This is a genomic window from Rhodopila sp., from assembly GCF_035548095.1.
In the GTDB taxonomy this organism is placed as follows: domain Bacteria; phylum Pseudomonadota; class Alphaproteobacteria; order Acetobacterales; family Acetobacteraceae; genus Rhodopila.
This window is the reverse complement of sequence record NZ_DASZUV010000004.1, coordinates 78,204-91,576: the sequence shown is the minus strand read 5'-3', so window position 1 is coordinate 91,576 and position 13,373 is coordinate 78,204. Positions and strand designations below refer to the sequence as shown.

Below are 13,373 nucleotides of genomic sequence, written 5' to 3'. Positions count from 1 at the left end.
CCGCCGCGAAGGCTGAAGGAACCGAGGGAATGAGCGTGTTTCGTGTCTCTGACATCCACTGCGACGGCTGCGTCCGCTCGCTGGCCGCGGCGGCGAGGGAGCTGGATGCCGGCGCGACGGTCCAGGCCGACCTGCAGACGAAGCTGGTGACGGTGAAGACGAACGCGCCTCCCGACGCGGTGGCCGAGGCATTCCGCGATGCCGGGTTCACGGTGGAGGCCGCGTGACACCGGTCACCGGGTGAGTACCGGCGGCCCCGACGGGCAACGACAGGGCCGGGCGTCCCGCCATTCGTTCCGGTGCCGCTGTGCCTTGCCCGTCCCGTCCTTGCCCGTCCCGTCCTTGCCCGTCCCGTCCTTGCTCGTCCCGCCATCCGTCCGTTCCGCCATCCGTCCGTTCCGCCATCCGTCCGTTCCGGCGCCGCTGTGTCCTCCCGTCATGGCGCGAAGGCCCCCGGTCCGCGCCTTTGGTGAAAAGGCACGGGTCCGCAGCCGACCTGGTCCTCAGAACCAGTTCTTCTTGTCCACCACATTGCGCAGCGGCCGCCCATCGGCGAACGCGCGGCAGTTATCCTGGATGATTTGGAACCGCCGCTCATTGAGATGCGGCCCATAGCCGGCCATGTGCGGGGTCAGAATCACGTTCGGCAGCCCCCATAGCGGGTGTGCCTGGGGCAGCGGCTCCTGCTCATATACATCCAGCGCGGCGCCGGCGATCGTTCCGGATTGCAGCGCCGCCACCAGATCATCCAGCCGTGTCGTCATGCCGCGGCCGATATTGATGAAGAACGCCGTCTTTTTCATCCTGGCGAAACGATCGCGATGGAAGAATCCCTCCGTCGCCGGCGTGTGAGGCACCGTCAGGATCACGAAATCGGCTTGCGGCAGCAGCGAATCCAGCGCTTCCGGCCGGTGCAGCTCGGCGACGCCTTCCGGTGTGTCGGTCCGCCGTGCATCGGTCGCCAGCACGCGCACGCCGAAGGCGGCGAGCAGCCGAGCGGTCTCGGCACCGATGCCGCCGACACCGACGATCAGGGCGACGGCGCCCGGAAGCGGCACGACACCGTGATCCTCGGGCGGCTTCCTCCACTCACGACGTATCTGCTGCGGAATGAAGACGTGCAGGCCGCGCGCCAGGGCCAGCACGAAGGCCAGGATATGGGCGCTGATATGGTCGTTGTAGATCTCGCGGAAGTTGGTGATCACGGCGGGATGCTCGATCAGCGCCGGATAATAGTAGCCGGCCGGCGGCGCCGCCATCGGGGCCTGCAGCCAGCGCAACCGTTTCGCTTTCGTCAGCAGGTCGGGCGGCAGCGTGCCGAAGGCGGCATCGGCCGTCTCGATGGCGGATGCGGCCTGTGCGCCGTCCTCGGCGACGATCAGGTTCATGCCGGGCACGCTGTGGGCCAGTCGGTCCGCCCATCCTCGGGTAATCGCCGTCTGAGGCGGCAGCATCAGGAAGTTGAATTGATTGGTCATGGGGATGTTCCTCCTCCCGCCAGGGTGGCGCCGGCGCGTCCGCCGGTCAAAGCCGTGTCCGCGGGATCACCCGCCAGCCGCTCGGATACCGGTCGGCCGAGCCCCTCGCCTTGCCGCGCGGGTCCCGGATCCTCTTCCCCGATCCAGCTCATTACCAGCGTATAGGCAACCGCCAGCACTGTCGGTCCGACGAAGATTCCCAGCAGGCCAGCGGCCATCAACCCACCCAGCACCCCGGCCAGGATCAACAGCAGCGGCAGCGGCGCGCCCGTGCGGATCATGAGCGGGCGGACGACATTGTCCATGGTCAGGGCGATCACGGTAAACCCTGTCAAAACGGCGCCTTGCAGCGTCGCGCCCGACCAGAACAGCCAGCCCACCGCCGGCAGCAGGATCAGGCCGGGACCCGCCTGCGCCAGGCATAGGATGAACATCACGGCGGTCAGAAGCGTGGCGAACGGCACGCCGGATATCGCCAGGCCGATGCCGCCGAGCGCGCATTGCACCAGTGCCGTAACCACAACCCCCAGCGCCACGCCGCGCACGGCGGCGCCGGCCAGCCGCACCGCCGCTTCACCCCGCTCCGCGCCCAGCCGGTGGCCGAAGCGCAAGGCCGTCCTGGCCGCGTACTCGCCGTTCGCGTACAGCACCGCCGCGATGGCGATGGTCAGCAGGAACTGGATCAGCATGCTGCCGACGCCACCGACGGAGGCGACGAACCAGTGGGTGATCGTTCCGGCATAGGGGCTGAGCCGAGGTGCCAGTTCCGCGATGGTGAGGTCGGAGAGATCCTGCCAGAGCTGCGCCAGCCGTTCCCCGACCAGCGGCAGATCGCCGACCCAGGCCGGCATGGGCGGCCATTGCAGCGACAGCGCCTTGCCGATGAAGGCGCTGATCTGGTCGATGTTTTCCACCACCTTGACGACCGCGAGCGACAGCGGCGCCACCAGCAGCAACAGCAGGCCGATGGTCATGATCGCCACCGCCACGCCGCGCCGTCCGCCGGTTCGGCGCTGGACCTGCAGCAATACGGGCCACGTCGCCAGCACCAGGGTGATGGCCCAGATGATCGCCGGAATGAATGGCCGCAGAATCCAGACCGTGCCGATGATCAGGCCACTGACGGACATGACCGCCAGCGTGGTCCGGGTCAGATCGCGCTTGTCCCCCGTCATGCTCCCTCGGTCCGTCGGCGCGCCGCCAGGCTGAAGCGCGATCACCTGAAGCCGGCGGCGAGAGGGCATGAATCGCGCTGTTGAATCAAATAGTTGGTAAAGCACGACAGGGTCAACCCGACCCTGTCATGCTTGCGTGCCGCCGGCCGCCGGAGCACCGGCGGCCATTCCTAGTCCCTTGCGCCGATCTTGTCCTGCGTCTTGGTATCGAAATCGCTGGCGTCGTGCCGTTCATGCAGCTGGGCCGAGGGATCCCCCTGCAACCGGTTGACGATGCGGCCACGCTTCACCGCCGGCCGCTGGGCGATTTGGTCGGTCCAGCGGTTGACGTTCTTGTAGTCCTGCACGGACAGGAACTCGCCGCCGCCATACAGCAACCCCTTCGCCAGCGCGCCGTACCACGGCCACACGGCGATGTCGGCGATCGAGTAGTCGGCGCCGCCGAGATATTCCGTTTCGGCCAGCCGCCGGTCCAGCACGTCGAGCTGGCGTTTCGTCTCCATCGCGAACCGGTTGATCGCGTATTCGATCTTCATCGGTGCATAGGCATAGAAATGACCAAAGCCGCCGCCCAGGTACGGCGCGCTGCCCATCTGCCAGAACAGCCAGTTCAGCACCTCGGTCCGTTCGGGCCCCGAGGCGGGGAGGAAGGCGCCGAACTTCTCCGCCAGATGCAGCAGGATCGATCCGGACTCGAACACGCGTACCGGCTTCGGACCGCTGCGGTCCAGCAGCGCGGGGATCTTGGAGTTCGGGTTGATGGCGACGAAGCCGCTGCCGAACTGGTCGCCGTCGCCGATCTTGATCAGCCAGGCGTCGTATTCGGCGCCGCTGTGCCCCAGGGCCAGCAGCTCCTCCAGCATGATCGTCACCTTCTGCCCGTTCGGCGTGCCGAGGGAGTAGAGCTGCATCGGGTGCTTGCCGACCGGCAGCTCCTTCTCATGCGTCGGGCCGGCGATCGGGCGGTTGATATTGGCGAACCGGCCGCCGCTTTCCTTGTCCCAGGTCCAGACTTTCGGCGGAACGTATTCTTCGGACATCGATTTTCGTCTCCCGATGAGAGTGCCCGGCATGTGGGCGTGGTCGGTGATTGGTCAACCGGTGCGTACCCGCGGGTGGCACTGGTGGGGGGATTTGGCCTCCGTCAGCAGGAACTCCGCAAGCTGCGCGACATGCGCGTCCCGCTGCGCGCCGGGGCGGCGGCGGAGAACGACGTCCCACGACCCGGGCATGGCGGCCGCGCCGAATGGCCGCACCAGCCGCCCGCTTGCCAGTTCCGCGTCGATCAGCGGCGATCGGCCCAGCGCCACGCCCGCCCCGGCGATGGCGGCGGCAATCGTGGCGGCGGCAATCGTGGCGGCGAAGGTGCTGAACTGCACCATGCGTGTCCGCGGCCCTGCTGCCAGCCCGAAATGCCGCAGCCAGGTCGTCCATTCCTTCTCCGGGCTGGCACTGGCATCCTTCTGGCGTTTGCGCCAGGCGCGCGGTCACACCACACTCGGCGCCGTCGGACCAGGGAGCAGGCCGGTGCATTTCGATCTTCAGCTTTGGCGTCTGACGGCGGGGGTGCGCGGGCGGATTGCCGCCTCGACCCTGCTGGGTTTGCTGGCGCTGGCCGTCGGCATCGCCCGTTTCGCCTTTCTGGGCCTGTTCATCGGCGGGGTGTTCCGTGGCGATCCCTGGCTGTCCCTGCTGCCGCTGCTGGCGGCCACGGCCGCCGCCATCCTGTTGCGCGTCGCGCTGGACCACGCCCGCACGATGATCGCCCATCGCACCGCCGGCCGGGTGCAGGAGAAGCTCCGCCTCGCCCTGTTCGACAAGATCGTCGCCCTGGGGCCCGCCTGGTTCGGTGCGGAGCGCACCGGCGGCGTGATGCTGTCGATGGTCGATGGCGTCGAGCAGCTGCAGTCCTTCTTCGGCCAGTACCTGCCACAGGTCACCATCGCCCTGTGCGCCCCGATCGCCATCTTCGCCTTCATCGCGTGGTGGGACGTGCCGGTGGCGCTGGTGATGCTGGCCGCCGCGCTGTTCACCCTGGTCCTGCCCGCCACCGTCCACCGCAAGACCGCCCGAGCCTCCCGCGCTCGGCAGACCGCCTTCAAGTCGTTCGGCGAGGAGTTCCTGGATGCGGTCCAGGGCCTGCCCACGCTGAAGGCCTTCGGGCAGAGCGCGGCCTATGGGACAATGCTCGCGGAAAAGGCGCGCGCCTTGAGCGACAGTACATTCTGGGTGCTGGCCTGGAACGTGGCCACCCGCGGCTTCACCGACCTGGGCACCGCGCTTGGCAGCGCGGTCGCCCTCGCGCTGGGCACATGGCGGGTCGTGCACGGCGAGATGAGCCTGGACGCGCTGCTGATCGTCCTGATGGCCGGGACCGAGATTTTCCGGCCGCTGCGCGACCTGCGCGCGGTGCTGCACCAGGGCCTGAACGGGGAGGCCGCCGCCATCGGCATCCGCCGGCTGCTGGATACGCCGGTGACCGGGCCCGCCACCGCGGGGAAGGCGCCGACGGCGGGGCTGGAGCCGGCGATCGATTTCCGGGACGTCACCTTCGCCTATCCCGGCGGCCGCCGGCCGGCGCATGCCGGCCTGTCGCTTGCCATCGCCGCGGGCGAGCGGGTCGGTATCGTCGGTCCCTCGGGGTCGGGAAAGTCCACCATCGTGCGGCTGCTGCTGCGCCTGCACGACCCGTCCGCCGGCAGCATCCGTATCGGCGGGCGCGACCTGCGCACGCTGGATCCCGACGCGGTGCGCGCGATGATCGCGGTGGTCGCCCAGGATACCTATCTGTTCCATGGCACGGTGGAGGAGAACCTGCGCCTCGGCCGGCCCGACGCCACCCGGGAGGAACTGGTGGCCGCCGCCAGGACCGCGAACGCGCACGGTTTCGTCAGTGCGCTGCCGCAGGGCTACCAGACCGTGATCGGGGAGCGTGGCACCCAGCTGTCCGGCGGCCAGCGCCAGCGCATCGCCATCGCGCGCGCCCTGCTGCGCGATGCGCCGATCCTGGTGCTGGATGAGGCGTTGTCGGCCGTCGACGCGGAAAATGAGGCGATCATCCAGCAGGCGCTGGACCGGCTGATGGCCGGGCGCACCACCCTGATCCTGGCGCACCGCCTGTCCAGCGTGATCGGCGCCGACCGCATCGCGGTATTGCGCGACGGCGCCGTCGCGCAATCGGGCACGCATCGCGAAATGATCGCGGCGCCCGGCCCGTACCGCGACCTGATGGGTCCGCAGGTGGCGGAACGGACCGATATCGGACTGGACGGTCCGCAGGCGCCGGCCGCCGACACCGAAACGGCCGCCACCCCGGGCGCGGCATCGCCGCGGAGCCTGGCGCAGGACGCGGAGACCATCGGCTGGCCGGAAACGATCCGCACCCTGATGCGCGTCGTTCGCCCCTATCGCGGACAATTGGCGGTCACCGTGCTGACCGGCATCGGCCGCGTGGTCGCGTTCATCGGCGTGTCCGTGCTGGGCGCGCTGGTGCTGGCCGCGGTGCGTGCGCACACGCCGCTGACGGCGCTGGTCGCCGGCCTGCTGCTGACCGCGCCGCTGGCCGGGCTGCTGCACTGGCTGGAGTCCTGGATCGCCCATGCCATGGCCTATGCGCTGCTGGCCGAGATGCGGATCGATCTGTTCCGGAAACTCGACGCGCTGGCACCCGCCTATCTGCTGCGGCGCCGTTCCGGCGACCTGGTGGCGCTGGCGACGCAGGACGTGGAGACAGTGGAATATTTCTTCGCCCACACCATCGCCCCGGCGATCGTGGCGGTGCTGGTGCCGGCGGCGGTGATGGTGACCCTGGGCCTGATCGCCTGGCCGCTGGCGCTGGGGTTGGCGCCGTTCCTGCTATATGCCGGCCTGTCGCCGGTGCTGGGCCGGCGGCGGATCGACGCGCTGGCCTCGGCGGCGCGCGGCGGGCTGGGCACGATCAGCGCCTTCACGACCGAAACGATCCAGGGCCTTTCCGAGATCGTCACCTTCGGCGCCGCCGATCGCCGGCGTGACGGATTTCGGCGCGCCGTGCGGGACTATCAGGCGCTGCGTCTGAAACTCCTGCATGACCTTTCGTTCCAGACCGCGGCGCTGGAGGCCGCGACGGGCCTGGGCAGCCTGGCGGTCGCCGCGCTGGGCGCGGTGCTGGTCATGCACCATGGCCTGTCCGCCGGCATGCTGCCGCTGGTCACCCTGGTCTCGATCGCCGCCTTCCTGCCGGTGTCGGAGATCGCCCAGGTCGGGCGGCAACTGGCCGACACCATCGCGTCGACCCGCCGGCTGGCGGTGGTGCACAAGGAACCGGTGACGATCACCGACGGGCCACGTGAGCCGGTGCCGCACATGGGCGGTTCGGCGGTGGATTTCGATGATGTGGCCTTTACGTATCCAGGGCGCGCCGCTCCGGCCCTGGCCGGGCTGCGCTTCCACATGCCGGCGGGCGCCACCGTCGCCCTGGTCGGCCCGTCCGGATCCGGCAAGACCACGGTGGCCAACCTGCTGCTGCGTTTCTGGGACCCCGATCACGGCACGATCCGGCTGGACGGCGTCGACCTGCGGGACGTGACCCTGGACGGGCTGCGCCGCCGCATCGCCCTGGTGGCGCAGGACACCTATCTGTTCAACGACACGCTGGAAGCCAATGTCCGACTGGCTCGCCCCGATGCCTCGGCCGAGGAGGTGAAGCTGGCCCTGTCCCGCGCCGCGCTGGCGGATTTCATCGCGAGCCTGCCGGAGGGCCTGGCAACCCGCGTCGGCGAGCGCGGGGTGCAGTTGTCCGGCGGCCAGCGCCAGCGCATCGCCATCGCCCGAGCCTTTCTGAAGGACGCGCCGCTGCTGATCCTGGATGAGGCGACGTCCCATCTGGATACGCTGAGCGAGCAGGCGGTGCGTGGCGCGCTGGACGCGCTGATGGTGGACCGGACGACGGTGATCGTCGCGCACCGGCTGTCCACCATCAAGGCAGCCGATCTGATCCTGGTGCTGGCGAACGGGCGGCTGGTCGAGGCCGGCACGCATGCGGAACTGCTTGCGCGCGGCGGCAGCTACGCGCGCCTGGTGGATCGGCAGATGGCGGGCGTCGCGGCGGGGTAGGAGGTCATCGCGGCCGGGGGTCATCACGGCAGGGGTCATCGCGGCAGGGGTCGTCGCGCGCGCCGCGGCGGCTGGCGCGGACGGCCGGCAGTGAGGCGGCCACGGCATGCCAGGGCCGCGTTCTCCGGCTGGCACAAAAATACTTAGGCTCCTAAGGATCGGCGATGGCCGATGCCGTTCCCCTCGCCAGCCGGTTTCTCTCCGCGCTGCCGCATCTGCAGCGCGCGTGGCGGCGTGAGGCCGACGCGGCTCTCGCCGGCCACATGCTGTCGGCTTCGACCGCTCTGCCCCTGGTGACGCTTGGCCGGCTTGGCCAGGGCCTTCGCCAGGTCGAGCTGGCCGATGCCCTGGCTATCGACGAAGCCTCGCTCAGCCCGGTTCTGACCCAGCTCTCCGGCGCCGGCCTTGTCGAACGCCGCGCCGATGCCAGCGACCGCCGCGCCAGGACCCTGTATCTGACGGCCTCCGGCATGGCGCTGGCCCGGCAGGCGGAGGCCGCGCTGGCCGGTGTCCGCGAACGGCTGCTCGGCGGCGTGGCGGAAGCCGATCTCACCGCCGCGCTGCGCGTCTTCCACGCGATGGAGACGGCGGCCCGGCGTGGCGCCCCGCCGACGGCGCGGGACGCCGCGTAATGCCGCGGCGTGGCGCGCTGCCCGATCGGGTGCTGCCCAACTGGATGCTGTCCAGCTGGGTGCTGCCCGATTGGCGGGCCTGGATGTTCTCCTTCCGGTGCTTCCTGGCCGCGACGATCGCCCTGTATGTTGCCTTCGCCGCCGATATGCCGCGGCCCTACTGGGCGTTCGCCTCGGTCTACATCGCGTCGCAGCCATTGTCCGGCGCGACGCGGTCCAAGGCCATGTATCGCCTTCTGGGGACGCTGCTGGGGGCGACGGCGACCATCGTGCTGGTTCCCAACCTGGTCGACGCGCCGGCGCTGCTGTCGGCCGCGCTCGCGGCCTGGGTGGGCTTGTGCCTGTACCTGTCCCTGCTGGACCGCACGCCGCGCAGTTACGTCTTTCTGCTGGCCGGCTACAGCGCCGCCATTATCGGCTTTCCCACCGTCTCCACCCCAGGCCAGATCTTCGACGTCGCCATCGCCCGGGTGCAGGAGATCAGCCTGGGCATCCTATGCGCGACCGTCGTTCATTCCCTGGTGTTTCCCAACCCGGTCGGTCCGGTCATCGCGGCGCGCATCGCCGAATCGCTGCGGCTGGTCGAGCGGTGGGCCACCGCGGCACTGACCGGCGACGAGGATGCGGTGGAAATACGCGCGAACCGTCAACGCATCGCCGCCGTGGCGACGGAGCTGGACCTGCTGGACAGCTTCCTCGCCTGGGACCCGACGCACCGGGCGGATGCGCGGGGCATGGTGCAGTCGTTTCGCTGGCGCCTGCTGCTGCTGATGCCGATCGTTGCATCCATTCGCGATCGCGTGCGGGCATTGCATGAGGCCGGTCCCCTGTCGCCGCGGCTGTCGGACCTGCTGGACAGTGTGCAAGCATGGCTGCGGGGGGATGAGGACGCGCTGGACACGGGTGGCGCAGCCTTGCGCCACCGGATCGATGAGGTGGAGGCGCGGCTTGGTCCGCGGGCCGATTGGACGCGCATCCTCACCGCCAGCCTGCTGTTGCGGCTGCGCGACCTGACCCAGCTCTGGCAGGATGGCTGGCGGATTCTGCGGCAGGTGACCGAACCGGGCGCGCCGTTCCCGACGATGCTCTACCCGGCCGACGCGGCGGCTGGCGGTGCCCGGCAGATCGATCACGGCATGGCGGTGTGGTCCGGCCTCGCCGCTGCCGGCGCGGTCCTGGTCTGCTGCGTGATGTGGATCCAGACAGGCTGGGAGGACGGTTTCATCGCCGCGGAGATGGTGGCGGTGGCCTGCAGCTTCTTTGCCGCCCAGGACAACCCGGTCCCCATGATCATCGGCTTCCTGAAATGGACCGTGGTGGCGTTGCTGCTGGACACGCTTCTGCTCTTCGCCGTGCTGCCCATGGTTCACGATTTCCCGGTGCTGATCCTTGTGCTGTCTCCCGCCTTCCTGCTGTTCGGGGTGCTGATTGCCATGCCGTCCACCGCGTTCATCGGCATGGCGCTCGCCGCCAACGGCGCCACGCTGCTCAGCCTGCAAAGCGCCTATGAGGCCGATTTTCCCACCTTCGTGAATGCCGGCATCGCCACCGTGATCGGCATGACGATCGCGGCGGTGATCACCGCGATCACCCGCGCCGTCGGCGCGGAATGGAGCGCGCGGCGCCTGATGCGAGCCGCCTGGGCGGACCTGGAGGCGGCGGCACTGCATCGCGGCCGGCACGACAGGGCGGTGTTCGCGGCCCTGATGCTGGACCGGTTCGCCCTGGTCATGCCGCGTCTGGCGTCCGCCGACGCGGGTCAGGACACAGCGGCATCCCGCCTGCTGAACGGGCTTCGCGTGGGACTGAACATCGTCGATCTGCGCCGCGCCCGTTATGACATGCCCGAGGCGGCACGGTCCGTCATCGACACGATGCTGGATGCGCTGGCGGCCTATTTCCGGGCCCGCGCCGCCGGCCGCTCCGCATCGCCGGCGCCGCTGGTTCGCGACATCGACAAGGCGCTGGAAGCGATCGCGGCACTGCCGGACGGGCCGGGCCGGCGCGACGCCCTGCTCGGCGTCGTCGGCATCCGGTCCGCGCTGCTGCCGGAGGCGCCGGCCTACACGCCGCCGGCGCCGGCCGGGCACGATGTGCGGGTGCAGCCCGCATGATCGGTGAGATCAGCATCGACGGCGTGTTCGTCCCGTCGCTCCTGGTATGGGCGCTGATCGCCTTCCTTCTGAATCTGGCGCTGCGCCGCCTGCTGTCGGCGACAGGCGTCTACCGTTTCGTCTGGCACCGCGCGCTGTTCGACGCCGCGCTCTATGTCATCCTGCTGGCAGTGGTCGTTGCCGTCTCCGCCAGAATTCTGGAGCCCTGATCATGTCCACGACCACCCGCGCCGCGTTGCGCGCTCTTGGCCGCGTCGTCCTGACACTTGTCATCGTCGCGGTCGCCGTCTTCGCCGGCACGAGAATCTGGGCCTATTACATGAACGAACCCTGGACCAGGGACGGTCGGGTGCGTGCCGATATCGTACAGGTGACGCCCGACGTTTCCGGCCTCGTCAGCCAGGTCCTGGTGCATGACAATCAGCATGTGACGCGCGGCCAGGTGCTGTTTCGTGTCGATGCGGAACGGTTTCGCCTGGCGCTGATGCAGGCCGAAGCGGTGGTGAAAAGCCGCCTTGCCGCGGTGCAGGAAGCGGCGCGGGAGGCCGCCCGCTACCAGTCGCTGACCAACACCGAGGTGAGCCAGGAGAAACAGCAGCAGACGACGGCGATCGCCCAGCAGGCCGCCGCCGCCTATGAGCAGGCATTGGCCGATCGTGGCGTGGCGCAGCTCAACCTGGACAGGGCCAACGTGACGGCGCCGGTGGACGGCATCATCACCAATTTCGATCTGCAGCGCGGCGACTACGTGACCGCCGGGCGTCCCGTGACGGCGCTGGTGGACACCGCCAGCCTGCATATCGACGGGTATTTCGAGGAGACGAAGCTGCCGCGCATCCAGGTGGGGGCCAGGGCCTATGTGCAGCTGATGGGTGAAACAAGCTGGCTGCCCGGCCATGTGCAGAGTATCGCCGGTGCCATCGCCGACCGCGAGCGCTCCTCCAACAACGACCTGCTCGCGGACGTCAATCCGACCTTCAACTGGGTGCGACTCGCCCAGCGGATCCCGGTCCGGATCGTGCTGGAGGACCCGCCGGCCGATGTCCGGCTGATTCCCGGACGCACCGCGACCGTTCGGATCGGCCGGTCAGAGCGCGATCGCCTGAAGCCGGCTCCAGAAGGTGTGAATCACGCTTTTGAATCAGGGAGTTGATGGAGCCTGACCGGGTCAACCCGACCCTGTCAAGCTTCCAAGACCGATACGTGCCTGTGCCGATACGCGCCTGTCCTGACGCCCGCCTGTCCTGACGCGCGCCTGTCCTGACGCGCGGCGATGCGGCCGGGACGACGCCCGGGCTCAACCGCCCAGGCGCAGGGCTATGCTGCGGGCATGGGCCTGCAGGCCCTCGGCCTCGGCCAGCGCCACGGCCGCCGGGCCGACCTGGTCCAGGGCATCCCGGCTGGCCGACACCCACGTGGTGCGCTTCAGGAAGTCGAACACCGACAGGCCCGAGGCGAAGCGCGCCGTGCGGCCCGTCGGCAGCACATGGTTCGGCCCAGCGACATAGTCGCCGACCGCTTCCGGGCAGAAGCCGCCCAGGAAGATGGCGCCCGCGTGCCTGACCCGGGCGAACAGCGGATCGGGATCCGCCAGCATCAACTGCAGGTGCTCCGGCGCCAGGCGGTCGACCAGGCTCGCGGCCTCCTCCCAGCCGCGCACCAGGATGACCGCGCCATGGGCCCGCCAGCTGGCGCCGGCGATCGCGGCGCGGGGCAGGGTGGGCAGCTCCGCCTCCACCGCCGCCGCGACGGCCTCGGCAAAGGCGGCGTCGTTGGTGATCAGGATCGATTGCGCGGCCTCGTCATGCTCCGCCTGCGCCAGCAGGTCGACGGCGACCCGCCGGGGATCGTTGCCGGCATCGGCGACCACCACCACTTCGGACGGGCCGGCGATCGAATCGATGCCGACACGGCCAAACACCTGGCGCTTCGCCTCGGCAACATAGGCATTGCCGGGACCGACGATCCGGTCCACCGGCGCGACCGTCGTGGTCCCATAGGCCAGCGCCGCCACCGCCTGGGCCCCGCCGATGCGATAGATCTCGCTGACGCCGGCCCGGTGCGCCGCCGCCAGGACCAGGGGGTTCAGCTGGCCGCCAGGGGAGGGAACGCACATGGCGATCCGCGCGACCCCCGCCACCCGCGCCGGGATCGCATTCATCAGCACCGATGACGGGTAGGCGGCCTTGCCGCCCGGAACATACAGCCCGACCGCGTCCAGCGCCGTCCAGCGCATGCCCAGCGTCAGGCCGGCGGCGTCCGTCATCCGCAGGTCTTGCGGCAACTGGGCGCGATGAAACGTCTCGATCCGCGTCGCCGCGAGGTCCAGCGCGTGCCTCAGCTCCTGGGAGACCGATGCCACCGCGGCATCGATCGCGGCGGCGGATACCCGCAGACCGTCCGGTGTCAGCGTCTGGCGGTCGAACCGGGCCGTGTAGTCGATGAGGGCCGCGTCGCCGCGGGCGCGCACGTCGCTGATGATGGCGGCGACGGCACGGTCCACGGTCTCCGTGGTCTCGCGGGCCTGCAGCAGCAGCGCGGCGAAGCGGGCTTCAAAATCGGGTTCGGCGGTCGAAAGGCGGATCATGGGCGTCGTCTAGCCCACGCCTCGCGGCTTGTCATGGCGCGGCTGGTGCCGGGTGCCGGCTGACCCCGTGGGAAGGTGTCCCCGTGTAATCCTACCCGTGTAATCCTACCCGTGTAATCCTCCCGGCTCCCCGCCGGCACGGCCTCGCCACGCGCGCCGCGATCCGGGGGACGGCGCCACGCCGTCCGGGCTCGCGCGCCGGGATCGCCGGGCATGCCGCGCGTGGACCGGCCGGGGTTGCGGTGACCGGATCGCGGCGGCCAGGATGCATGCACGCCTACATGCGGGCAACG

11 protein-coding genes are annotated in these 13,373 nt (G+C 69.8%); 6 read left to right on the top strand and 5 right to left on the bottom strand.

The window, feature by feature from the left end; all coding sequences use genetic code 11:
* Positions 1-29 precede the first annotated feature (29 nt).
* Entirely contained in the window at positions 30-227 is a 198-nt protein-coding gene (locus VHC04_RS04670) for a heavy-metal-associated domain-containing protein (protein ID WP_325678505.1), read from the top strand.
* 276 nt (positions 228-503) lie between these two features.
* Here the strand turns inward: VHC04_RS04670 and VHC04_RS04665 are convergent, their stop codons facing one another.
* The 4 genes from VHC04_RS04665 to VHC04_RS04650 all read right to left on the bottom strand — a co-directional run bounded on the left by VHC04_RS04665 (position 504) and on the right by VHC04_RS04650 (position 4,035).
* Positions 504-1,478, bottom strand: a complete 975-nt coding sequence (locus VHC04_RS04665; protein WP_325678504.1) for a D-2-hydroxyacid dehydrogenase — start codon at positions 1,476-1,478, stop codon at positions 504-506.
* Positions 1,475-2,653, bottom strand: coding sequence for an AI-2E family transporter YdiK (gene ydiK, locus VHC04_RS04660; protein WP_325678502.1), 1,179 nt, complete (start codon positions 2,651-2,653; stop codon positions 1,475-1,477). Before ydiK ends, VHC04_RS04665 begins: the two co-directional genes overlap by 4 nt.
* A gap of 170 nt (positions 2,654-2,823) precedes the next feature.
* A complete protein-coding gene (yghU, locus tag VHC04_RS04655; RefSeq protein ID WP_325678500.1) occupies positions 2,824-3,693 on the bottom strand; it encodes a glutathione-dependent disulfide-bond oxidoreductase in 870 nt (289 codons plus the stop codon).
* A 54-nt stretch (positions 3,694-3,747) separates the two neighbouring features.
* Positions 3,748-4,035 carry a LysR substrate-binding domain-containing protein gene (locus VHC04_RS04650; protein ID WP_325678498.1) on the bottom strand — a complete coding sequence of 96 codons (288 nt, stop codon included), beginning with the start codon at positions 4,033-4,035 and terminating at the stop codon, positions 3,748-3,750.
* 145 nt (positions 4,036-4,180) lie between these two features.
* On the opposite strand from VHC04_RS04650, the gene VHC04_RS04645 reads away from it, so the two are divergent.
* From VHC04_RS04645 to VHC04_RS04625, 5 genes are all read left to right on the top strand, one after another.
* Entirely contained in the window at positions 4,181-7,747 is a 3,567-nt protein-coding gene (locus tag VHC04_RS04645; RefSeq protein ID WP_325678496.1) for an ABC transporter ATP-binding protein, read from the top strand.
* Between the two features lie 164 nt (positions 7,748-7,911).
* Positions 7,912-8,379: a MarR family winged helix-turn-helix transcriptional regulator gene (locus VHC04_RS04640; RefSeq protein WP_325678495.1), complete on the top strand. Its 468-nt coding sequence runs from the start codon at positions 7,912-7,914 to the stop codon at positions 8,377-8,379.
* The gene (locus VHC04_RS04635) at positions 8,379-10,493 is read left to right on the top strand and encodes an FUSC family protein (protein ID WP_325678493.1); all 2,115 of its coding nucleotides are present in this window, start codon (positions 8,379-8,381) and stop codon (positions 10,491-10,493) included. The genes VHC04_RS04640 and VHC04_RS04635 overlap by 1 nt, the downstream gene beginning before the upstream one ends.
* The gene (locus VHC04_RS04630; RefSeq protein WP_325678492.1) at positions 10,490-10,702 is read left to right on the top strand and encodes a DUF1656 domain-containing protein; all 213 of its coding nucleotides are present in this window, start codon (positions 10,490-10,492) and stop codon (positions 10,700-10,702) included. Before VHC04_RS04635 ends, VHC04_RS04630 begins: the two co-directional genes overlap by 4 nt.
* A gap of 2 nt (positions 10,703-10,704) precedes the next feature.
* Positions 10,705-11,646, top strand: coding sequence for an HlyD family secretion protein (locus tag VHC04_RS04625; RefSeq protein ID WP_325678489.1), 942 nt, complete (start codon positions 10,705-10,707; stop codon positions 11,644-11,646).
* 144 nt (positions 11,647-11,790) lie between these two features.
* Here VHC04_RS04625 and hisD read toward each other — a convergent pair whose 3' ends face one another.
* A complete protein-coding gene (hisD, locus tag VHC04_RS04620; RefSeq protein ID WP_325678487.1) occupies positions 11,791-13,080 on the bottom strand; it encodes a histidinol dehydrogenase in 1,290 nt (429 codons plus the stop codon).
* Positions 13,081-13,373: the final 293 nt, after the last annotated feature.

Coding starts and splice junctions, on each gene's coding strand:
- ydiK (WP_325678502.1), bottom strand. CDS start 2,653: ATGACGGGGGACAAGCGCGATCTGACCCGGACCACGCTGGCGGTCATG.
- VHC04_RS04650 (WP_325678498.1), bottom strand. CDS start 4,035: ATGGTGCAGTTCAGCACCTTCGCCGCCACGATTGCCGCCGCCACGATT.
- VHC04_RS04640 (WP_325678495.1), top strand. CDS start 7,912: ATGGCCGATGCCGTTCCCCTCGCCAGCCGGTTTCTCTCCGCGCTGCCG.
- yghU (WP_325678500.1), bottom strand. CDS start 3,693: ATGTCCGAAGAATACGTTCCGCCGAAAGTCTGGACCTGGGACAAGGAA.
- VHC04_RS04670 (WP_325678505.1), top strand. CDS start 30: ATGAGCGTGTTTCGTGTCTCTGACATCCACTGCGACGGCTGCGTCCGC.
- hisD (WP_325678487.1), bottom strand. CDS start 13,080: ATGATCCGCCTTTCGACCGCCGAACCCGATTTTGAAGCCCGCTTCGCC.
- VHC04_RS04665 (WP_325678504.1), bottom strand. CDS start 1,478: ATGACCAATCAATTCAACTTCCTGATGCTGCCGCCTCAGACGGCGATT.
- VHC04_RS04625 (WP_325678489.1), top strand. CDS start 10,705: ATGTCCACGACCACCCGCGCCGCGTTGCGCGCTCTTGGCCGCGTCGTC.
- VHC04_RS04635 (WP_325678493.1), top strand. CDS start 8,379: ATGCCGCGGCGTGGCGCGCTGCCCGATCGGGTGCTGCCCAACTGGATG.
- VHC04_RS04630 (WP_325678492.1), top strand. CDS start 10,490: ATGATCGGTGAGATCAGCATCGACGGCGTGTTCGTCCCGTCGCTCCTG.